Origin of the sequence: Shinella zoogloeoides (assembly GCF_020883495.1) — a bacterium.
GTDB lineage: Bacteria > Pseudomonadota > Alphaproteobacteria > Rhizobiales > Rhizobiaceae > Shinella > Shinella zoogloeoides.
In genome coordinates this window covers 3,349,966-3,372,803 of record NZ_CP086610.1, presented here as the reverse complement: position 1 = coordinate 3,372,803, position 22,838 = coordinate 3,349,966, and the positions used below count along the sequence as shown (strand labels likewise).

The window sequence follows — 22,838 nt, the reverse complement described above, 5'->3', positions numbered from 1 at the left end:
TTTTTTGCTCAAATACAAGGATTGCTTGCGGCCTGCTTTTGTGCTGAGGTCCATTTCTTACGCGAGTGGGCCAAAATGGAAAAACTGACCGCAGCGCGCCTCAAGGCGCTGGACGAGGACCACGTCCATAACCTCGCCCGCATGGAGCAGTCGAACGAGGACGTTCTGGTCCACAGTTCGGATATTCCGGGCGGCTATACCGTGCCGCCGCACCGGCATCGCCGCACGCAGTTCCTCTGCGTCTTCTCCGGTGTCGTGCTGGTGGCGACGGGGCGCGGGCGCTGGATGATCCCGCCCGGCCATGCGCTGCTGATCCCCCGCGGCCTCGAACATTCGGTCGAAATGTACAGCGATGTCAGCATGCGCTCGGTCTATATCTATTCGCCGGAGGGCCGGGCCGCCTCGCAGGAGCCGACCGTGCTCGAAGTCACCGACCTTGCCCGCCAGCTCATCACCGAGGCCGTGCGCAAGGGGGCGATGGCGGAGGATCGCGCGCGGGCCGAACTTGTGATGGCGCTGCTTCTGGACGAGATCGGCCGGCTGCCCGAGCGCCGCCTCGGCCTGCCTTTCCCGGAAAGCGGGCGGCTTGCCGGCCTCTGCCGCGATTTCGTCGAGCAGCCTTCGCCGACGGTGAAGATCGACGACTGGGCGCGGCGTCTCAACATGAGCCGGCGCACCTTCACCCGTTTCTTCCGGCAGGAAATGGGCGTCAGCTTCGTCACCTGGCGGCAGCAGGCCTGCCTGTTCGCCTGCCTGCCGCGCCTTGCGGCCGGCGAGCCGGTGACGCGCGTGGCGCTCGATGCCGGCTACGAGAGCGTGCCGGCCTTCACCACCATGTTCAAGCGCATGCTCGGCACCTCGCCGCGCGTCTATCTCACCGATCGCAAGGCCGCCTGAGCGCGACGTCTCAAAAAGACCGGCAAAGGACGCGATCCGGGGACTGTATTCCGCCGGCTTTTGGGATTAGGAAGAGGTGCGGGACCCAAACAGGGCCGCGAACCGGGAGCGCAAGCCGCACGGGAGACGGATGTGAGGAAGATACTGGTCATCGGCATCGGCGCGGGCAATCCCGAGCACATGACCGTGCAGGCCATCAAGGCGCTGAACCGGGCCGATGTGCTGCTCATCCCGACCAAGGGCGCGGAAAAGGCATACCTTGCCGACGTGCGCCGCGAGATCTGCGACCGTTTCCTCGAAAATTCTTCATGCCGTATCCTCGACTATGCCGTGCCGGTGCGCCGCGCCGATGGCACCTATGAGGACGGCGTTCACGACTGGCACCGCGCCATTGCCGGTATCTACGAGCGCACGCTTCTGAACGAGCTTGGCGAGAACCAGACGCTCGGTCTTCTCGTCTGGGGCGACCCGATGCTCTACGACAGCACATTGCGCATCGTCGAGCATGTGCGCACTGCCGGAAACGTCGCCTTCGAAACCGAGGTCATCCCCGGCATCACCAGCGTGCAGGCGCTTTGCGCGGGCCATGGCATCGCGCTCAACCGCATCGGCCTGCCCGTCGAGATCACCACCGGCCGCCGCCTTTCGGAGGGCTGGCCGGAATCCTCCCGTGATGCGCTCGTCATGCTCGACGGCGTGCAGGCCTTCCGCACGGTGGAAGACCCGGAGGCGGAAATCTGGTGGGGTGCCTATCTTGGCACGCCGCACGAAATCCTGCTGTCCGGCAAGCTTGCGGACATTGCCGAGACCATCACGGAAACCCGGGCCAAGGCGCGCGAGGCGCATGGCTGGATCATGGACACCTACCTGATCCGCCGCCCGGCCGGCGAGGAGGAGGGCGCATGACGGTTCCTGCGCTGGACACCCTGCGCCGCGGCGCCTGCCCTTCGCTGTCCGCGCCAATGCGGACCGGCGACGGCCTTCTCGTGCGCCTGCGCCCCGCCGCCCCGGCGCTGGCGGCCGAAGACCTGCTCACCCTTGCCGACCTCGCCCGCGAACACGGCAATGGCCTGATCGAGATCACCGCCCGCGGCAATCTCCAGCTTCGTGGCCTGACGGAGGCTTCGGTGCCGCGCCTTGCCGAAGGGCTAGCCGCCGCCGGCATCGTGCCGCAGACGGGCGTCGCCATCGAAATCCCGCCGCTCTCGGGCATCGACCCCTCCGAGACTGTCGATGCGACGCCGGTGGCCGATGCGCTGCGCAAGGCCATCGCGGCGGCTTCGCTCATTCTCGCGCCCAAGCTTGCCATCGTCGTCGATGGCGGCGGCGTGCTCTCCCTTGGCGACATGGTGGCCGATATCCGGCTCGATGCGGTTGCGGCCGGCTGGCGGCTGTCGGTCGGCGGTGATCGGCAGGCGGCGCGACCCGTCGCGGTGCTGGCGGAAGATCGCGTCATTGCCGGTACGATGACCGTCATCGCCGCCCTTGCCGCCCTCGGCCCGGCTGCCCGCGGGCGTGACCTCGACGCTGCGGCGCTTGCCGCTGAATTCGGTGTGGTCTCGGAACCGCCCCCTTTCGCTGCTCTTTCCCGCCATCCGCTCGGCATTCACCGTATAGGTGGCGAACGCGTGCTCGGCATCGCCCCAGCCTATGGCCAGATGCAGGCCGATAAGCTCGCTGCCCTCGTGAAAGGCCTTGTCGCCTGTGGTGCTTCCGAATTCCGGCTCGCGCCGCATCGCATGCTGCTCGTGCGTGGGTTTTCTGGGGAAGGGCTGGCGGAGGCTGAAGCCTGTGCCAGCCTTGAAGGTTTCTGGTGCACGGATACCGCGCCCGGCCGCTCCATCTCGATCTGCGCCGGTGCCGCCGGCTGCGCTTCGGCCCGTTTCGATACCCATGCCGCAGCCGATGCCGTCGTGAGGGGTGCCGGAGAGTTGCTCGATGGTTCCGTCGACGTGCATATTTCCGGCTGCCCGAAGGGCTGCGCACATCCCGCTCGCGCCGCCGTCACGCTTTGCGGCACGGCCGCAGGCGTCGGGCTTGTGCTCGATGGGCGTGCCGGTGATGCGCCGGCCGCTGCCCTTCCCGTCGAAGACCTCCCATCCGCGATCCGGCGTCTCGGCACTCTCTTGCGCGCGCAGCGCAAGGAGGGCGAGACGGCGAAGAGTTTTATCGACCGCACCGCACCTGCCGCCCTCGTTTCCGCTTATCAAGGCCCGCAATGACAGACTACGACTACATAAAAGATGGCACCGCCATCTATGAAAAATCCTTCGCGATCATCCGCGCCGAGGCCGATCTTTCCCGCTTTTCCGAGGCGGAATCGGATGTCGCCGTGCGCATGATCCATGCGGCCGGTCTTGTCGAGGCGGCGGCGCATTTCGTCTTCTCGCCGGATTTCGTGGGCTCGGCCCGCACGGCGCTTCAGGCCGGCGCGCCGATCTTCTGCGATGCCGAAATGGTGGCGCGCGGCGTCACCGCCGCCCGCCTGCCGGCAAACAATGACGTGATCTGCACGCTGCGCGACCCGCGCACGCCGGAGATTGCCAAAGAGATCGACAACACCCGCTCGGCCGCCGCCATCCGCCTCTGGCTGGAGCGCATGGCCGGTTCGGTCGTCGCCATCGGCAATGCGCCGACAGCCCTTTTCTATCTGCTGGAACTCCTGCGCGACGGCGCGCCAAAACCGGCGGCGATCCTCGGCATGCCGGTCGGCTTCGTCGGCGCGGCGGAATCGAAGGATGCGCTGGCGGAAAATTCCTACGGCGTGCCCTTCGCCATCGTGCGCGGCCGCCTCGGCGGCAGCGCCATGACGGCCGCCGCCCTCAATTCGCTGGCAAGGCCGGGAGTATGACTATGACGGGACGACTCTATGGCGTGGGCACCGGCCCGGGCGATCCGGAACTCCTGACGCTGAAGGCCGTGCGGGCTATCGGCGAAGCCGATGTGCTGGCCTATTTCGCGAAGGCGGGCCGCTCCGGCAATGGCCGCGCCATCGTCGAGGGCCTTCTGAAGTCCGGCATGGTGGAGCTGCCGCTCTACTATCCGGTGACGGTCGAGATCGACAAGGAGCACGACGACTACAAGAGCCAGATCACGGCCTTCTACGATGCTTCCGCCGCCGCCGTCGCGGAACACCTTGCCGCCGGCCGCACGGTCGCGATCCTCTCCGAGGGCGACCCGATGTTCTACGGCTCCTACATGCATCTGCATGTGCGCCTTGCCGGCCGGTTCCCGACGGAGGTCATACCCGGCATCACCGCCATGTCCGGCTGCTGGTCGCTCTCCGGCCTGCCAATCGTGCAGGGCGACGACGTGCTCTCCGTGCTGCCCGGCACGATGGGTGAGGAGCAATTGTCGCGCCGGCTCGGAGATACCGAGGCCGCCGTCATCATGAAGGTCGGGCGCAACCTGCCGAAGATCCGCCGGGCGCTTGCCAATGCCGGGCGGCTCGGCGAGGCGGTCTATGTGGAGCGCGGCACCACGCCCTCAGGCAAGTCCATGCGCCTTTCCGAAAAGCTCGACGATACCGCGCCCTATTTCTCGCTGGTGCTCGTGCCCGGCTGGAGCGGCCGTCCATGACCGGCAGGCTCCATGTGATTGGCACCGGCCCCGGCAATCCGGACCAGATGACGCCGGAGGCGCTGCGTGCCGTCGAGGCCTCGACCGAGTTCTTCGGCTATTTCCCCTATATCGACCGGCTGAATCTGCGGCCGGACCAGATCAAGGTCGCTTCCGACAATCGCGAGGAACTGAACCGTGCCGAGGCGGCGCTGGCGCGGGCCGCAACGGGTGTGAATGTCTGCGTCGTCTCGGGCGGCGATCCGGGCGTCTTCGCCATGGCGGCGGCGGTCTGCGAGGCCATCGATGCCGGGCCGGAGGAATGGAAGTCCGTCGATCTCGTCGTGGTGCCGGGCGTCACGGCCATGCTGGCGGTCGCGGCACGCATCGGCGCGCCGCTCGGTCATGATTTCTGTGCCATCTCGCTCTCGGACAACCTGAAGCCCTGGGAGATCATCGAGAGGCGGCTGCGCATGGTCGCCGAAGCCGGCCTCGTAATCGCGCTCTACAACCCGATCAGCAAGGCACGGCCCTGGCAGCTTGGCAAGGCCTTCGAGATTTTGCGAGAGGTCCTGCCGGGTGAGACACCCGTCATCTTCGGCCGCGCGGCGGGCCGGCCGGACGAGCGCATGCTGGTCATGCCGCTCGGAGAAGCAGAGGCGGAGCGCGCCGACATGGCGACCTGTGTCGTCATCGGCTCGCCGGAAACCCGCGTCATCGCGCGGCCGGACCTGCCGGACCTCGTCTATACGCCGCGCTTCCTGAAGGCGCCGAGCAAATGATCGGCAAGCCGCAACGCCTCCTCGACCGTCCCGGCGCGATGACCATCGCCCGCCGCCGCCCGCTCGACCAGAAGGACGGGCAGGCTGAGGATGCGCGCGGCGACGATCTTGCCATAGGTGGCGTCACCGCCGGAATTCTTGCTGACGATGACGTCGATGCGGCGATCCCGCAGCAGCGCCACCTCTGCCTCGACGGCGAAGGGGCCGCGGGCGAGCAAGTACTCCACATCGGGTGCATCGAGCGGCGGATCGACGGGATCGACGCTGCGCACGAGATAGTGGTGCTGCGGCGCGGCGTCGAAGGCCTTGGCCTCCTGCCGGCCGATGGCGAGGAAGACGCGGCGCGGCTCCCCACCCAGCGCAGTCACCGCCTCGGCAATAGAAGTGACACGCGTCCAGCGGTCGCCGTCCGTTTCTTCCCAGCCGAGGCGCTCCAGCCGCAGCAGGGGGATACCGGCCGCCTTACTGGCGATGCCGGCATTGGCGGAAATCTGTCTTGCGAAAGGATGAGTGGCGTCGATGAGCAGATCGATGGTTTCGCCGCGCAGATAGGCGGCAAGTCCCTCTGCGCCGCCGAACCCTCCGCTGCGCACCGGCACGGGCTGCGGCGCGGGATCGAGCGTGCGGCCGGCGAGCGACAGCGTGACGGCGAGATCGGTTCGCCTAGCAAGCCGGGCCGCAAGGTCCCGGGCCTCGGTCGCGCCGCCCAGTATGAGGATGCGTCTCTTGTCCATGCCTGATCCAGCTCCCCCGTGGCTCACCATCGTCGGCATCGGCGAGGATGGTCTAGCCGGTCTCGGCGACGAGGCCAAGGCCGCCATCGCTGCGGCTGTTCTGGTCTTCGGTGGCGCGCGGCATCTGGAGCTTGCCGATGCGGCGATCCATGGTGAAAGACACGTCTGGCTGAGCCCCTTCGAGCGTTCCGTGGAGGCGGTGCTGGCGGCGCGGGGGCGCCCCGTCGCGGTGCTCGCCTCGGGCGATCCCTTCTTCTACGGCGTCGGCGTCACGCTTTGCAGGCGCATTTCGCGGGCGGAAATGCGGGTCTTCCCCGCGCCCTCCTCCTTCAGCCTCGCTGCCGCGCGCATGGGCTGGGCGTTGCAGGATACAGCGTGTGTTTCCCTGCACGGCCGTCCCATCGACCTCATCCGTCCGCATCTCCATCCCGGCAGCCGCATCCTCGCGCTGACCTCGGATAGCGATGGCCCGGCGGCGCTCGCGGCCCTTCTGGCCGAAAGCGGCTTTGGCGCATCGTGCCTCACCGTGCTGGAAGCGCTGGGCGGTGCGCGGGAACGGGTGAGCAGCCATCGGGCGGATCGATTTGCGCTTGCGGATGCGGACATGCTCAATGTCTGCGCCGTGGAAGTGGCGGCCGGCGAGGGCGCGCGCATCCTCGCCCTCACGCCCGGCCTCGATGACAGCCTTTTCGAGCATGATGGCCAGATCACCAAGCGCGAGGTCCGCGCGCTGACGCTCTCGGTGCTCGCGCCCCGGCGCGGCGCGCTTCTGTGGGATATCGGCGCGGGGTCCGGTTCCATCGGCATCGAATGGATGCTGGCCGATCCCTCGCTTCGGGCGATTGCCGTCGAGGGTCACCCGGAGCGCGCCGCCCGCATTCGCCGTAATGCGCGAGGCTTCGGCGTGCCGGGGCTTTCCGTCGTGGAAGGCGCCGCGCCGGCGGCGCTGGCCGGGCTTGCCGCGCCGGACGCCATCTTCATCGGCGGCGGCGGCAGCGAGGCGGGGGTGGTGGAAGCCGCGCTTTCCGGCCTGAAACCCGGCGGACGGCTTGTCGCCAATGCTGTGACGACGGAAATGGAGGCCGTGCTTCTGGCCCATCATGCCCGGCTCGGCGGTTCGCTGGTCCGCATCGATATCGCGCGGGCCTCGCCCGTCGGCCGGATGACCGGCTGGCGGCCGGCCATGCCGGTGACGCAATGGAGCTGGGTGAAGCCGGCTAAACAAACTGAGGGATGACATGACCGTTCACTTCATCGGCGCCGGTCCGGGCGCTGCCGATCTCATCACCGTGCGCGGCCGCGATCTCATTGGCAAATGTCCGGTCTGCCTCTATGCCGGCTCCATCGTCTCGCCGGAACTGCTGCAATATTGCCCGCCGGGTGCGCGTATCGTCGATACGGCGCCGATGTCGCTCGACGAGATTGAAGCCGAATATGTCCGCGCCGCGGCTGCGGGCGAGGATGTGGCGCGCCTCCATTCCGGCGACCTTTCGGTCTGGAGCGCCGTCGCCGAGCAGATCCGCCGGCTGGAAAAGCATGGCATCGCCTATACGATGACGCCGGGCGTGCCCTCCTTTGCCGCCGCCGCCTCGGCGCTCGGCCGCGAACTCACCATTCCGGCCGTTGCGCAGAGCCTCGTGCTCACCCGCGTCTCCGGCCGCGCCTCGCCCATGCCGAACCGCGAGACGCTGGAAGGTTTTGGCGCGACGGGGGCGACGCTGGCGATCCATCTCGCCATCCATGCGCTCGACAAGGTCGTGGAAGACCTGACGCCGCTCTACGGGGCCGATTGCCCGGTCGCCATCGTGGTCAAGGCGTCCTGGCCGGACGAGCGGGTCGTGCGCGGCACGCTGGCCGATATCGCGGGGAAGGTCGCGCAAGAGCCTATCGAGCGCACGGCGCTGATCTTTGTCGGCCGCACGCTGGCTGCGGAGGATTTTCGCGAAAGCTCGCTTTACGATCCTGCCTATCAGCGCCGCTTCCGCGGCCGCGGCGACTAGGACCGACCGACCGACATTCAGCCCATGCCGGCCTGCAAATAGCACTTTTCCGGACTTCCGGTGCTCACGTACCGAAAGTACGCTGCGCTCCGGGTCCCGCAAAAGCACCATTTTCGGCTCAGCCTGATCTGAATGTCGATCGGTCCTAAAGCAGCTTTTCGAAGGCGAGCGCGGCCTTGGAGCGGTAGCGCTCCTTGTGCCGCAGCAAGCGGAAGGCGCGCTCGGGCAGGTCGAAGGCGACGGGTGCGAGGCGGCCGGTCGCAAGATCGTCCCGCACCACATATTCCGAAACGGCCGTCAGGGCGTTTCCGGCAAGCACGGCGCTACGCACCGCCTCGTTGGAGGGCAGCGACAGGGCGATATCCAGCGCCGTTTCGTCCAGCGCCGAGGTCAGCGCGCTGCGGGTACCGGAGCCGGGTTCGCGCAGCACCCAGCGTGCCTGCGTCAGCTCATCTGGCGTGACGGGCCTGCCGGCGAAGGCATGGCCGGCAGGGGCGACGACGAGCACCCGGTCGCGGGCGACGATGCGCTGTGACAGGGCGGGGTGGTCCACTTCACCCTCGATGATGCCCAGTTCCGCCCGCCCCTCCAGAACGGCCTCGGCCGCCTGTTCCGTATTGCCGCCCACTATGCGGATATCGATCGCCGGATAGGCCTCGTGGAAGCGCAGAAGGAGCGGCGGCAGCCAGTAGCCGACCACCGTCTGGCTTGCGGCGATGGCGAGCGTGCCGCGCTTCAGGCCGCCGATCTCGGTGAGGAAGAGGTCGGCGCTTGTCGCGCGCGCCAGCGTCGCTTTCGCTTCGGGCAGGAAGGCGAGCCCCGCTTCCGTCAGCTCGATCCGTCGGCCTGTCCGGTGGAAGAGGGCGATGCCGTAGCGCTCTTCCAGCACGCGGATTGCCGAGCTTACCGCCGACGGCGTGAGATGCAGCGCCTCGGCGGCCTGGGTGAGATGTTCCCGCTCCGCCACGGCGACGAAGATGCGGAGCTGTTCCAGCGTCATCATTGTTCGATCCAGTCGAATGAAATGTCAGATATTTGCCGATGGATCGAATGGTTTTTCAAGCGCATTGCTCTGCGTATGGAAAAAACACCCAAAAAACATTCGATCCTTGGAATTCGCGCTTTGGCGCCCGGCGTGCTGCTCTCGGCGCTGGTGTCCGGCCTCGCGCTCGTTGCCGAGCGGCTCGAACTCACGTTGACGGGCGGCGCATGGATCGAGGCGCTGGTGCTGGCGATCCTTATCGGCGCGGTCGTTCGTCTCTTCCTGCGCCGGCCGGAGACCTTCGAGTCGGGCATCGCCTTTTCGGCTAAGTATTTTCTGGAAGTCGCCATCGTTCTGCTCGGCGCGGGTGTCAGCGCGGCGGCGATTGCCGGCATGGGCCTGCCCCTGATCGGCGCCATTGCGGCGGTGGTGGCCGTGTCCTTGATCGCCAGCTATGGAATCGGTCGGGGGCTCGGGCTTTCACGCCGTGTCGCGCTGCTGGTCGCCTGCGGCAATTCGATCTGCGGCAATTCCGCAATTGCCGCGACGGCGCCGGTCATCCATGCGGATGCGGAGGATGTCGCCTCGTCCATCGCATTTACGGCGGTGCTCGGCATGGCGACGGTGCTGCTGCTGCCGGCGCTCGTGCCGCTGCTCGGCCTGTCGGCGACGGGCTACGGCGTGATGGCGGGCATGACGGTCTATGCGGTGCCGCAGGTTCTGGCGGCGACCGCCCCGGTCTCTGCCCTCAGCATCCAGATCGGCACCTTCGTCAAGCTGGTGCGGGTGCTGATGCTCGGGCCGGTCATCTTCGTGCTGTCGCTCGCCTCCGGCAAGGCGGGCGGCCGCCGGCCGGCGCTTCATCGGCTGGTGCCCTGGTTCATCCTCGGCTTCCTCGCCATGCTTTTCGCGCGCAGCGTCGGCCTCATCGATGCCGGACTTGCCGGGGGCATGAGCAAGGCCGCCACCGTGCTGACGATCCTTTCCATGGCCGCGCTCGGCCTAGGCATCGATCTGCGGCGCGTTCTGCGTGCCGGGCCGCGGGTGACGGTGGCGGTCGTGCTGTCGCTCGGCGTGCTGGTCGTCGCCAGCTACGCCATGGTGCTTCTCCTCAACCTCGCGACGGCCTGATGCCGCTCAGGCCGCGTTTTCCCGCGCGGTCGTCGGGATGTAGTTGAGCACCGGGCCGAGCCAGCGTTCCACTTCGGCGATTTCCATGCCCTTGCGGCGGGCATAGTCCTCCACCTGGTCGCGCTCCACCTTGGCGACGCCGAAATAGTAGCTTTCGGGCGAGGCGATGTAGAGGCCGGAGACGGAGGAGCCGGGCCACATGGCGTAGCTCTCCGTCAGCGTCACGCCGATTTCCTTCTCTGCGTCGAGCAGGTGGAAGAGCGTCGTCTTTTCCGTATGGTCCGGCTGGGCGGGATAGCCCGGCGCGGGGCGGATGCCGGCATAGGGCTCGCCGATCAGGTCGGTCGGGCCGAAGGTCTCGTCCGGGGCGTAGCCCCAGAGTTCCCGGCGCACATATTCATGCATGCGCTCCGCGAAGGCCTCGGCGAAGCGGTCGGCCAGCGCCTTGACGAGGATCGAGTTGTAATCGTCGTTCGCCCGCTCGAAGCGCTCGGCAATGGCGATCTCGCCGATGCCGGCGGTGACGACGAAGCCGCCCAGATAATCCTCTTTGCCGCTATCGACGGGTGCGACGAAATCGGAGAGCGCCACGTTGGGCCGGCCGTCGCGCTTGGAAAGCTGCTGGCGAAGTGTGAAGAAGGTGGCAAGCTCCGCCTTGCGCGCCTCGTCGGTGAAGAGACGGATATCGTCGCCCACCACTCCGGCCGGCCAGAAGCCGACGACGGCCTTCGGCGTGAACCATTTTTCGGTGACGATCTTTTCCAGCATCGCCTGTGCGTCGGCGAAGAGCTGGCGGGCGGCGGGGCCCTGTTTCTCGTCGTCGAGGATTTTCGGATAGACGCCCTTCAGTTCCCAGGTCTGGAAGAACGGGGTCCAGTCGATGTAGCGGGCGAGGTCCGCGAGGTCCCAGTCCTGGAAGACGCGCGTGCCGAGAAAGGACGGCGTCTTGGGCTGGTAGGCGGACCAGTCGGCCTTGAAGGCGTTGTCGCGGGCCCTGGTTATGGGCAGGCGCTGCTTTTCCGCCTCGCTGCGTGCATGGGCGTCGGCCACCTTGCGGTATTCCGCCTTCAGCGTCTCGACATAGCCGAGCTTCATCTCGGGCGAAAGCAGGCTGCCGACGACGCCGACGGCTCGGCTGGCGTCGGTGACATAGACGGCCTGACCGCGCTCGTAGCGGGGGTGGATCTTCACCGCCGTGTGGACACGGCTGGTCGTCGCCCCGCCGATGAGGAGGGGAATGTCGAAGCCCTCGCGCTCCATTTCGGCGGCGACATGCACCATCTCGTCCAGCGAGGGGGTGATGAGGCCGGAAAGGCCGATGATGTCGACCTTCTCCGCCTTCGCGGTTTCAAGAATCTTCGTTGCCGGCACCATGACGCCGAGGTCGATGATCTCGTAATTGTTGCAGGCGAGCACGACGCCGACGATGTTCTTGCCGATATCGTGTACGTCGCCCTTGACGGTGGCCATCAGGATTTTCCCCGCGCTCTGCCGTTCGCCGCTGCCGCCATTGGCGCGCTTTTCGGCCTCCATGTAGGGCAGCAGAACGGCGACGGCCTGCTTCATCACGCGGGCGGATTTCACCACCTGCGGCAGGAACATCTTGCCTGCGCCGAAAAGGTCGCCGACAACGTTCATGCCGGCCATCAGCGGGCCCTCGATGACATGCAGCGGTCGCTCGGCATTCTGGCGGGCCTCTTCCGTGTCTTCTTCCACGAATTCGGTGATGCCGTTGACGAGGGCGTGTTCCAGCCGCTTTTCCACCGGCCATTCGCGCCAGGCGAGGTCGCGCTCCTTGGCCTCCTTGCCGCCCGCGCCCTTGAAGCGCTCGGCGATCTCGAGCATGCGCTCGGTGGCGGTGCCGCCGGCCTTGGGCACGCGGTTCAGCACCACATCCTCGCAGGCCTCGCGCAGTTCCGGCTCGATCGTGTCGTAGACGGCAAGCTGGCCGGCATTGACGATGCCCATGTCCATGCCCGCCTGGATGGCATGGTAGAGGAAGACGGCGTGCATCGCCTCGCGCACCGGCTCGTTGCCCCGGAAGGAGAAGGAGAGGTTGGAGACGCCGCCGGAGATATGCACATGCGGCAGCGTCGCGGTGATGTCCCGCGTCGCCTCGATGAAGTCGACGCCGTAATTGTCGTGCTCCTCGATGCCGGTGGCGACGGCGAAGATGTTCGGGTCGAAGACGATGTCTTCCGGGGCGAGGCCGGCGACTTCGGTCAGGAGCTTGTAGGCGCGGGTGCAGATTTCCACCTTGCGCGCCTTGGTATCGGCCTGCCCGGTCTCGTCGAAGGCCATGACGACGACGGCCGCGCCATAGGCGCGCACGAGCTTCGCGTGGTGCAGGAAGGCTTCCTCGCCTTCCTTCAGGGAGATCGAGTTGACCAGCGGCTTGCCCTGCACGCATTTCAGGCCCGCCTCGATCACTTCCCATTTGGAGCTGTCGATCATGACGGGGACGCGGGCGATGTCCGGCTCGGCGGCGACGAGGTTGAGATATTCCGTCATCGCCCGGCCGGAATCGATCAGGCCCTCATCCATGTTGATGTCGATGATCTGCGCGCCGTTCGCTACCTGGTCGCGGGCGACGTCGAGGGCGGCCGCATAGTCGCCCGCGGTGATCAGCTTGCGGAATTTCGCCGAGCCGGTGACGTTGGTGCGCTCGCCGACATTCACGAAGGGAATGGCCTCGGTCAGCGTGAAGGGCTCGAGGCCGGAAAGGCGCATGTGGCGGGGAATATCGGGGATTTTGCGCGGCTTGTGGCGCGCGGCGGCCTCGGCGATGGCGCGGATATGATCCGGCGTCGAGCCGCAGCAGCCGCCGACGACATTGACAAGGCCATCGCGCATGAAGCCTTCGATCTGCGCGGCCATTTCCTCCGGCGTCTCGTCGTAAAGGCCGAAGGCGTTCGGCAGGCCGGCATTGGGATAGGCGCAGACGAAGGTCTGCGCGACGGAGGAAATTTCTGCGAGATGGGCGCGCATGGCATTGGCGCCGAGCGCGCAGTTGAGGCCGATGGAGAAGGGATCGGCATGGCGCACCGAGTTCCAGAAGGCCTCCGGCGTCTGGCCGGAAAGGGTGCGGCCGGAAAGGTCGGTGATCGTGCCGGAGATCATGACGGGCAGATCGATGCCCTTTTCCTCGAACACTTCGCGCGTCGCGAAGATCGCGGCCTTGGCGTTCAGCGTGTCGAAGATCGTCTCGATCAGGATGATGTCGGCCCCGCCGTCGATGAGGCCGCGCACCTGATCGGCATAGGCGGTGCGCAGGTTGTCGAAGGTGACGGCGCGGTAGCCGGGATTGTTGACGTCCGGCGAGATGGAGGCGGTGCGGTTGGTCGGGCCGAGCGCGCCGGCGACGAAGCGGCGGCGGCCGTCCTTCTGCTGCGCACGCAGGCCGGCGCGGCGGGCAAGGCGCGCGCCGTCGCGGTTCAGCTCATACACCATGTCTTCCATGCCGTAGTCGGCCTGGGCGATGGTGGTGGAGGAGAAGGTGTTGGTCTCGAGGATATCGGCGCCGGCAAGCGCATAGCGATAGTGGATGTCCTCGATCGCGCCCGGCTGGGTGAGGGTCAGCAGGTCGTTGTTGCCCTGCTGGTGGCAGGCGCAGTCGCCGAAGCGGTCGCCGCGGAAATCCTCCTCCACCAGCTTCAGCGTCTGGATTTCCGTGCCCATCGCGCCATCGAGAACGAGGATGCGTTCGCGGGCGGCGGCCTCAAGGGCGGCACGAATCTCCTTGCCGTCGCGGGGTGGCTGTTCAGGCCCGAAAAGGGCGTCCAGGGGGGAGTTGGCCATGACAGGACCTCCGCTGCGCATATCGATGCATTCGAAGTCACATAAAGATATCTTTATGTCAATATGTCTCTATGTGGCGGGCCGTTTTCATCGGGCGCGGCGATTCACCAAAACCGCAGATCGGGGGCGGCGCTGCGCCATCTCGTCCCGTTGACATGTTGCAAGTCTTTGCCCTTACGGCTAAAAAATGCCGTTTTCATGCACCACGCGGCCAGGATGCCAATCTGCGTGTCGCTTGAGCCATATCCCTCCGTGAGGCGCCATGAAGGCGCGGTCCGGTGTCATGGCTGAACGCGGCACCGAGAAGAAGCCTGTCCGCGAAAAACCCTCCGGCGCAAAGGCCATTGCCGGATGGATCAACATGGCCGGATCCAGAATCAGAAACATGCCCCTGAACACTACGCCGCAAGCTCCGCGCGACGCCGATGCCAAGCAGATCGACTATAACGACTCGATCCGCGCCACCTATCTGACGCTGGAGGAGCTGGCCGAATGCGGCGAGACGCTCGCGCGCGACAGGACGGCATCGCTGCCCGGCTACCGGCCCTTCGAGTTCCGCCCCCGGCACAAGGAGAACGAGAAGGAAATCTTCCGCGTCTATCAGGCGACGGCCAAGGATGTGGAAGCGGGCGCCCAGATCACCCCGGCGGCCGAATGGCTGCTCGACAACTACTACGTCATCGAAGAGGCCATCCAGGAAGTCCGCCGCGACTTCCCGCGCCGCTTCTTCCGCCAGCTTCCGACCATGGAGATCGACGGCCAGCCGATCCCGCGCACGCTGGCGCTCGCCTGGCTCTATGTCGCCCATACGCATAGCGGCGTCTCCGTGGAGAGCCTGACGGCCTTCGTGCAGGGTTTCCAGAAGATCGACGCGCTGAAGATCGGCGAACTCTGGGCGCTGCCCTCCTTCGTGCGCTTCGTGCTGCTCGAGAACCTGCGCCGCATTTCCAGCCGCGTCGAGCGCTCGCGCAAGATGCGCATCAAGGCCAATGAGGTGGCCGACGAACTGGTGCGCCTCAACGACCCGGAAAAGTGCATCGCGCATCTCAGCGCGCTGGAAAGCTTCGTCGAGGACAACACCTTCGTCATCCAGCTTCTCTATCGCCTGCGCGACGGCCTTCAGGCCTCCGGCGCGGTGATCCAGTGGCTGGAGCGCAAGATCGAGAGCCGCGGCAGCGACCTCGAGGAACTGATCGTCGCGGAAAACAACCGCCTGTCTTCCGGCAACGTCACGATGAGTTCGCTCATCAAGGGCCTGCGCACGGTGGACGATACGGAATGGCCCGGCTGGTTCGAGAGTGTCAGCCGCCTCGACGAGGCGCTGCGCCAGCGCTCCGACTATAGCGATCTCGATTTCGGCTCGCGCAACAAGTACCGCAATTCCATCGAGCGCTTCGCCCGCCGCTCCGGCAAGACGGAGCTGGAAGTCACGGAAACGGCGCTCGACATGACGGCGGAAGACGCCGCGGCCCATGCGGACGATCCAGACTACGAGGCCAATGTCGCCTCCTTCATCGTCGGCAAGCAGCGCAAGCTCCTGGAAAAGCGCATCGGCTACCGGCCGACGGCGGTGCAGCGCGTCGTGCGCCTCACCCGCAAGCTCGACTGGCTGGCGGTGGCCGGGCCGAACATCATCCTCACGCTGCTGGCGATGATTGCGGTCTACTATTTTCTCGACCAGCTCGACATTCCGAACGGCGCCTGGCTGATCATGCTGATCCTCTTCGCGCTGCCGGCCTCGGAAGGCGCGACGGGTCTCTTCAACACGCTCGTCACCTTCTTCGTTACGCCCTCGCGGCTTGTCGGCTACGAGTTCAAGGACGGCATTCCCGACGACGCGCGCACGCTGCTCGTCGTGCCCTGTCTCATTTCCAAGCGCGACCATGTCGACGAACTGGTGCGCAACCTCGAAGTCCACTACCTCGCCAATCCGCGCGGCGAGATCTATTTCGCGCTGATCAGCGACTGGGCCGACAGCCAGGTGGAGGAAACGCCGGCCGACCTCGACGTGCTGGACTATGCCAAGCGCGAGATCGCCACGCTCTCCGCCCGCTATGCCTATGACGGGCGCACGCGCTTCTACCTCCTCCACCGCCGCCGCCTCTACAATCCTTCGGAAGGCGCGTGGATGGGCTGGGAGCGCAAGCGCGGCAAGCTGCACGAACTGAACCTGCTGCTGCGCGGCGACGGCGACACGACCTTCCTGCCGGGCGCCAATATCGTGCCGGCGAATGTCAAATATGTCATGACGCTCGATTCCGACACGCGCCTGATGCGCGATGCGGTGACGAAGCTCGTCGGCAAGATGCACCACCCGATCAACCGCCCCGTCATCGACGAGGCGACGGGCGAGATCGTCACCGGCTATTCCATCCTCCAGCCGCGCGTCACGCCCTCGCTGACGACCGGCAAGGAAGCCTCCACCTTCCAGCGCATCTTCTCCGCCGACCGCGGCGTGGACCCTTACGTCTTCACCGTCTCCGACGTCTATCAGGACCTTGCGGGCGAGGGCACCTTCACCGGCAAGGGCCTCTATCACGTCGACGCTTTCGAGGCGGCCGTGAAGGGCCGCATCGGCGAGAACGCGGTGCTCAGCCACGACCTGCTCGAAGGCTCGCTCTCGCGCTGCGCGCTGGTGACGGATGTGGAACTCGTCGAGGACTTCCCGACCCGCTACGGCGTCGAGACCTCGCGCCAGCATCGCTGGGCGCGCGGCGACTGGCAGTTGCTGCCCTATCTCTTCGGCCCGTCGAGCGGCATTCCCATGCTCGGCCGCTGGAAGATGTACGACAACCTGCGCCGCAGCCTCATCCCCATCGGCTGGCTCGTCGCCTCCGTCATGGGCTGGTACTACATGGAGCCGCGCCAGGCGCTGATCTGGCAGCTCGTGCTGATCTTCCTGCTCTTCGTCGCGCCGACGCTGTCGCTCATCTCGGGCATCATGCCGCGCAGCAGCGATATCGTCGCGCGCGCCCATGTGCATCGCGTGCTGTCCGATATCCGCGCGGCCAATGCGCAGGTCGCGCTGCGCATCGTCTTCATCGCCCATTCGGCGGCGTTGATGGCGGACGCCATCGTGCGCTCGCTCTACCGCACCTTCGTCAGCGGCAAGCTGATGCTGGAATGGCGCACGGCCGCGCAGGCCGACAGCGGCGCGCGTGGCGGAATCCTCGCCCATTACAGGTCCATGTGGCAGGCCCCGGCGCTTGCCGTGGTTTCCGTGGCGCTCGCCATGATCTCGGATACGGGCCTGCCCTTCATCGGCGTACCCTTCGCGCTGGTCTGGATGCTCTCGCCGATGATCGCCTGGTATGTCAGTCAGACGGCCGAGACCGAGGACCAGCTCGTCGTCTCCGACTACGTCGCGACCGAACTGCGCAAGATCGCGCGACGCACCTGGCGCTATTTCGAGACCTTCGTCACCGCCGAGCAGCACTTCCTGCCGCCGGACAATTTCCAGGAAACACCGCAGCCGGTTCTGGCCGAGCGCACTTCCCCGACCAATATCGGCGTCTATCTGCTCTCCGTCATCTCTGCCCGCGATTTCGGCTGGATCAGCTTCGAGGAGACGGTCCGCCGCCTCGAGCAGACCATCGCCACCATCGACGGCATGCCGAAATATCGCGGCCATCTCTACAACTGGTATCGCACCAACACGCTGGAAACGCTAGGGCCGCGCTACGTCTCGGCGGTCGACAGCGGCAACCTTGCCGGCCACCTCATCGCCGTCTCCTCCATGTGCCGCGAATGGGCCGAAGCCCCGTCCGCCCATCTCCAGGGCAGCCTCGACGGCATCGGCGACGTCGCCGCCATCCTCTCCGAAACGCTGAAGCAGCTCCCGGACGACCGCAAGACGGTCCGCCCGCTCCGCCGCCTCGTCGAGGAGCGCATCGAGGGCTTCCACAATGCGCTCGCAGCCGTCAAGCGCGAGCACGAATTCGCCTCCATCCGCGTCATCAATCTTTCGGTCTTGGCGCGCGATATCAACAAGCTGATCGTCAATCTCGACCACGAGATCAAATCGGCGGAAAGCGGCGAGCTTGCCGCCTGGGCCGGCGGGCTGGTTGCGACCTGCGAGGCGCATATCGCCGACAGCGTCTTCGACCTCGGCTCCATCGAGGGCCTGCGCGACCGCCTCGTCGTGCTGCGCGACCGCTCGCGCGACATCGCCTTCTCGATGGACTTCGGCTTCCTCTTCCGTCAGGAGCGCCGCCTTCTCTCCATCGGCTACCGCGTCGAGACGAACGAGCTGGACGAAGCCTGCTACGATCTGCTCGCCTCCGAGGCGCGTCTGACCAGCCTCTTCGCCATCGCCAAGGGCGACCTTCCGACCGAGCACTGGTACAAGCTCGGCCGTCCGGTCGTGCCGGTCGGCTCGCGCGGGGCGCTGGTTTCCTGGTCCGGCTCGATGTTCGAATATCTGATGCCCCCGCTCGTCATGCAGGAGCGTCAGGGCGGTATTCTCAACCAGACGAACAATCTCGTCGTGGTCGAGCAGATGAACCACGGCCGCCGCCTCGGCACGCCCTGGGGCATCTCGGAAGCGGCCTTCAACGCCCGCGACCATGAGCTGACCTACCAGTACACCAATTTCGGCGTGCCGACGCTCGGCCTCAAGCGCGGCCTCGGCCAGAACGCCGTCATCGCGCCCTATGCCTCGCTGCTGGCTGCCCAGTATGCGCCGAAGGAAGCGCTCGAAAACCTCGAGCGCCTGCGCAAGCTCGGCGCGCTCGGCGTCTACGGCTTCCACGACGCCGTCGACTTCACGCCGACCCGCGTGCCCGAGGGCAAGACCTGCGCCGTGGTGAAGAACTACATGGCGCACCATCACGGCATGTCCATCGCCGCCGTCGCCAATGTCGTCTTCAACGGGGCACTGCGCGAACGCTTCCATGCCGATCCGGTCATCGAGGCGGCCGAACTGCTGTTGCAGGAAAAGGCCCCGCGCGACATTCCGGTCATCAACGCCAAGCGTGAGCCGGAAACCGTCGGCAGCACGCAGGCCGACCTGCTGCGCCCGGAAATCCGCATCTTCAAGGACCCGATCTCGCGCGAACGCGAGGCCGTGTTCCTGTCGAACGGCCACTACTCCGTCATGCTCACGGCGACCGGCGCCGGTTACTCCCGCTGGAACGGCCAGTCCGTCACCCGCTGGAAGCCCGACCCGACGGAAGACCGCTGGGGTTCCTTCCTCTTCCTGCGCGACATGGCGACGAACGAGTGGTGGTCCGCCACCGCCGAGCCGAAGCGCATCGAGGGCGAGGAGACGAAGACCCAGTTCGGCGACGACAAGGCGGAATTTGTCAAGACCATCGGCAAGCTCACCAGCGAGGTCGAAGTCATCGTCGCCACCGAGCACGATGCCGAAGGCCGCCGCCTGACGCTGCTCAACACCGGCACGGAAGACCGCTTCATCGAGGTGACCTCCTATATGGAGCCGGTCATCTCGACGGATGACGCCGACAACGCCCATCCGCTCTTCTCGAAGATGTTCGTGCGCACCGAGATCGGCAAGCGCGGCGACGTCATCCGCGCCGAGCGCCAGAAGCGCAATCCGAACGAGCCGGACATGGCGGTCGCCCATCTGATCGTCGACAATGCCGGCCCGTCGCGCCGTACCGAGATCGAGACCGACCGCCGCCGCTTCATCGGCCGCGGCCGCTCGCTGGCAAATGCCGCCGCCTTCGACGCCGGCGCGCAGCTCTCGGGCACGGACGGCTTCACGCTCGATCCGATCATGGCGCTGCGCCGCGTGGTGCGCGTTCCGGCTGGCAAGAAGGTCAAGGTCATCTTCTGGACCATTGCGGCCCCGAGCCGCGCCGAGGTGGACGCGGCCATCGACCGCTATCGCCACCCGGACGCCTTCAACCATGAAATGATCCATGCCTGGACGCGCTCGCAGGTGCATATGCGCCATGTCGGCGTCACCTCGCAGGAGGCGGCGAGCTTCCAGATGCTCGGCCGCTACCTCACCTATCCGGACATGCATCTGCGGGCCGATACCGGCACGATCGAGACCGGCCTTGCCGCCCAGTCGGCGCTTTGGCCGCTGGCGATCTCGGGCGATTTCCCGATCTTCGTTTTGCGCATCAACGATGAAATCGACCTCGATGTCGCCCGCGAGGCGCTGCGCGCGCAGGAATATCTGCGTCATCGCGGCGTCACCGCCGATCTCGTCATTCTCAACGAGCGTGCGGCGTCCTATGCGCAGGACATGCAGCACACGCTCGATTATCTGTGCGAGAACCTGCGCATGCGCGGACAGTCGGACGGCGTGCGCCAGCATGTCTTCACGGTGCGCCGCGACCTGATGGATACCTCCACCTGGCAGGCGCTGCTGGCGACCGCCCGCGCGGTCTTCCACGCGCGTAACGGTTCGCTTGCCGACCAGATCGCCCGCACGGCCTCGCTCTATTCGACGCCGCGCGGCGAGGACGAGGTCAAGGCGGAAACGCCGGTGGCCAAGCTGCCGGCACCCGTTGCCGAACCCGTCGCCATCGACGGCGAGGGCCTGACCTTCTGGAACGGTTTTGGCGGCTTCAATGCCGACCGCCGCGAATATGCCGTGCGCCTGCGCGGCGGCGAGGCGACGCCCCAGCCGTGGATCAACGTCATCGCCAACCGCGAATTCGGCTTCCACGTCTCGGCGGAAGGTGCGGGCTTCACCTGGAGCCGCAATTCGCGCGACTTCCAGCTCACGCCCTGGACCAACGATCCGGTCGTCAACCGTCCGGGCGAGGCCTTCTATGTGCGCGATCGCGAGCGCGGCACGGTCATGACGCCGTTCGCGGCGCTGTCGCGCAAGCCATCGGTCAAGTTCGAGACCTGGCATGGCCTCGGCTACACCGCCTTCCGAAGCTGGGAGGACGGGATCGAGCTCGATCTGGTGCAGACGGTCGACCCGGAAGACCCGGTCAAATATTCGCGCCTCGTCGTGAAGAACACCGGCGACACGGAACGCAGCCTCTCCGTCTACGGCTATGTCGAATGGGTCCTCGGCAACAATCCCTCTAAAACGGCGCCCTTCGTGCTGACCAGTCAGGACGAGGAGAGCGGTGCGCTCTTCGCCGCCAATCCCTACAGCCTCGATTTCGCCGGCCGGACCAGCTTCTTCGCCGTCGATACGCCGCTGACGGGCTTTACCGCTAGACGCCGCGATTTCATCGGCCGCATCGGCGATATCGTCCTGCCGGTCGCCGTCGCCACGGGCGAACCGCTGCCCGGCAATGCCGACGGCATCGGCGATCCCTGTGCGGCGCTTGCCGTCGATATCACGCTGAAGCCGGGCGAGAAGCGCGAACTGCTCTTCGTGCTCGGCGACACCGCCGATGCGGACAGCGCCCGCGCGCTGGCCGACAAGGCCCGCACGGCCGATTTCGATACGGTCATGGCGTCGGTGCGCACCTTCTGGGAGGGCTTTACCGGCACGCTGCAGGTCAAGACGCCGGATGCGGCGCTCGACCGCATGGTCAACGACTGGCTGCCCTATCAGGCGCTCGGCTGCCGCATCATGGCCCGCACCGCCTTCTATCAGGCAAGCGGGGCCTATGGCTTCCGCGACCAGTTGCAGGACACGCTGGCCTTCCTGCTGCATCACCCGGAGCTTGCCCGCAAGCAGATCCTCAATGCGGCCGCGCGCCAGTTCGTCGAGGGTGACGTGCAGCACTGGTGGCTGCCGGATACCGGCGCCGGCGTGCGCACGATGATCTCGGATGATGTGGTGTGGCTCGCTTATGCGGTGGAATATTATTGCCGTGTGACCGGCGACCGCGCCGTGCTCGATGAGACGCTTGCCTTCATCGAAGGTCCGGCGCTTGCCGAGGGCCAGCACGATTCCTTCTACAGGCCCAACCGTTCGGGCGAGGAAGCGCCGCTCTACGAGCATTGCGCCCGTGCTCTCGATCTTGCCCTGAAGCGCACCGGCGAGAACGGCCTGCCGCTCATGCTCGGCGGCGACTGGAACGACGGTATGAACCGGGTCGGCGAAGCCGGCCGCGGCACCAGCGTCTGGCTCGGCTGGTTCCTTGCCGGCACGCTGCGCGGCTTCATCCCGCTCGCCCGCGCGCATGGCGATCATGTTCGCGCCGACGCGTGGGAAGGCCATCTCGGCCGCCTCAAGGAATCGCTGGAAACGGCGGGCTGGGACGGCGGCTATTACCGTCGCGGCTATTATGACGACGGAACGCCGCTCGGCTCGGCGACAAGCGACGAATGCCGCATCGATTCCATCGCGCAGAGCTGGAGCGTGCTGTCCGGCGAAGGCGATGCGGATCGCTCGCGTCAGGCGATGAACGCCGTCATGGCCGAGCTTGTCGACCGGGAGAACGGCATCATCCGCCTGTTCACCCCGCCGCTTTCCGAAACCCCGCAGGAGCCGGGCTATATCAAGGCTTATCCTCCGGGTGTGCGTGAGAATGGCGGCCAGTATACCCATGCCGCAACCTGGGTCGTGCTGGCGCTGGCGCGGCAGGGCAGGGGCGACGATGCCTTCGCCTGCCTCGACCTGCTGAATCCCGTCAAGCACGCGCTCGATGCGGACGCGGCCGAGCGCTACCGCGTGGAACCCTATGTGGTCGCCGCCGACGTCTATGGCGAAGGCGAGCGCACGGGCCGCGGCGGCTGGACCTGGTATACGGGCTCGGCCGGCTGGCTTTACCGCGCGGCGGTCGAGGGCATTCTCGGCATCCGCAAGGAAGGCGGCCGCCTCTTCGTCGCGCCGGTGCTTCCGGCGGCGTGGAATGGCTACAGCGCGACGCTGGTCATCGACGGCAAGAAACTCTCCATCCGTGTCGACCGCGCGGACGAAGGCGGATGGCAGGCGACGATCAACGGCGTCGCTCTCGATGCCCTGGACAAGGGCTACCCGCTCTGAGGCGGGTAGGCCGGAACGTCATGGAACGGATGAAATAAAAACGGCGGGGCTTCAGGCCCCGCCGTTTTGCATTTCGCTGATGTA

At 66.5% G+C, this 22,838-nt stretch carries 14 protein-coding genes; 10 read left to right on the top strand and 4 right to left on the bottom strand.

Going from position 1 to position 22,838, the window contains the following annotated elements; all coding sequences use genetic code 11:
* Positions 1-75 precede the first annotated feature (75 nt).
* The 6 genes from K8M09_RS16585 to K8M09_RS16560 all read left to right on the top strand — a co-directional run bounded on the left by K8M09_RS16585 (position 76) and on the right by K8M09_RS16560 (position 5,237).
* Positions 76-897, top strand: coding sequence for an AraC family transcriptional regulator (locus K8M09_RS16585; RefSeq protein WP_160787641.1), 822 nt, complete (start codon positions 76-78; stop codon positions 895-897).
* Between the two features lie 132 nt (positions 898-1,029).
* Positions 1,030-1,803, top strand: coding sequence for a precorrin-6A synthase (deacetylating) (gene cobF / locus K8M09_RS16580; protein ID WP_160787642.1), 774 nt, complete (start codon positions 1,030-1,032; stop codon positions 1,801-1,803).
* Entirely contained in the window at positions 1,800-3,119 is a 1,320-nt protein-coding gene (cobG, locus tag K8M09_RS16575) for a precorrin-3B synthase (RefSeq protein ID WP_160787643.1), read from the top strand. The genes cobF and cobG overlap by 4 nt, the downstream gene beginning before the upstream one ends.
* The gene (locus K8M09_RS16570; protein ID WP_160787644.1) at positions 3,116-3,748 is read left to right on the top strand and encodes a precorrin-8X methylmutase; all 633 of its coding nucleotides are present in this window, start codon (positions 3,116-3,118) and stop codon (positions 3,746-3,748) included. The genes cobG and K8M09_RS16570 overlap by 4 nt, the downstream gene beginning before the upstream one ends.
* The gene (locus K8M09_RS16565) at positions 3,745-4,476 is read left to right on the top strand and encodes a precorrin-2 C(20)-methyltransferase (protein WP_160787645.1); all 732 of its coding nucleotides are present in this window, start codon (positions 3,745-3,747) and stop codon (positions 4,474-4,476) included. The genes K8M09_RS16570 and K8M09_RS16565 overlap by 4 nt, the downstream gene beginning before the upstream one ends.
* Complete coding sequence (locus tag K8M09_RS16560) at positions 4,473-5,237, top strand: precorrin-3B C(17)-methyltransferase (RefSeq protein ID WP_160787646.1); 765 nt, start codon at positions 4,473-4,475, stop codon at positions 5,235-5,237. Before K8M09_RS16565 ends, K8M09_RS16560 begins: the two co-directional genes overlap by 4 nt.
* Here the strand turns inward: K8M09_RS16560 and K8M09_RS16555 are convergent.
* Positions 5,201-5,971 carry a cobalt-precorrin-6A reductase gene (locus K8M09_RS16555; protein ID WP_160787647.1) on the bottom strand — a complete coding sequence of 257 codons (771 nt, stop codon included), beginning with the start codon at positions 5,969-5,971 and terminating at the stop codon, positions 5,201-5,203. The two genes, K8M09_RS16560 and K8M09_RS16555, sit on opposite strands and share 37 nt — an antisense overlap.
* Between K8M09_RS16555 and cbiE the strand changes: the two genes are divergently transcribed.
* Complete coding sequence (gene cbiE / locus K8M09_RS16550) at positions 5,970-7,208, top strand: precorrin-6y C5,15-methyltransferase (decarboxylating) subunit CbiE (RefSeq protein ID WP_160787648.1); 1,239 nt, start codon at positions 5,970-5,972, stop codon at positions 7,206-7,208. The genes K8M09_RS16555 and cbiE overlap by 2 nt on opposite strands.
* Position 7,209: 1 nt before the next feature.
* Positions 7,210-7,971, top strand: coding sequence for a precorrin-4 C(11)-methyltransferase (gene cobM, locus K8M09_RS16545; RefSeq protein WP_160787649.1), 762 nt, complete (start codon positions 7,210-7,212; stop codon positions 7,969-7,971).
* A 145-nt stretch (positions 7,972-8,116) separates the two neighbouring features.
* On the opposite strand, the gene K8M09_RS16540 is transcribed toward cobM, so the two are convergent.
* A complete protein-coding gene (locus tag K8M09_RS16540; RefSeq protein ID WP_324256101.1) occupies positions 8,117-8,974 on the bottom strand; it encodes a LysR family transcriptional regulator in 858 nt (285 codons plus the stop codon).
* 75 nt (positions 8,975-9,049) lie between these two features.
* On the opposite strand from K8M09_RS16540, the gene K8M09_RS16535 reads away from it, so the two are divergent.
* Positions 9,050-10,084, top strand: a complete 1,035-nt coding sequence (locus tag K8M09_RS16535) for a YeiH family protein (protein WP_160787650.1) — start codon at positions 9,050-9,052, stop codon at positions 10,082-10,084.
* Between the two features lie 6 nt (positions 10,085-10,090).
* On the opposite strand, the gene metH is transcribed toward K8M09_RS16535, so the two are convergent.
* Entirely contained in the window at positions 10,091-13,882 is a 3,792-nt protein-coding gene (gene metH, locus K8M09_RS16530; protein WP_160787651.1) for a methionine synthase, read from the bottom strand.
* Between the two features lie 180 nt (positions 13,883-14,062).
* Complete coding sequence (locus tag K8M09_RS16525; protein ID WP_160787652.1) at positions 14,063-14,269, bottom strand: hypothetical protein; 207 nt, start codon at positions 14,267-14,269, stop codon at positions 14,063-14,065.
* On the opposite strand from K8M09_RS16525, the gene K8M09_RS16520 reads away from it, so the two are divergent.
* Positions 14,268-22,754, top strand: coding sequence for a GH36-type glycosyl hydrolase domain-containing protein (locus K8M09_RS16520; protein ID WP_160787653.1), 8,487 nt, complete (start codon positions 14,268-14,270; stop codon positions 22,752-22,754). The genes K8M09_RS16525 and K8M09_RS16520 overlap by 2 nt on opposite strands.
* The last annotated feature ends 84 nt before the right edge of the window (positions 22,755-22,838 follow it).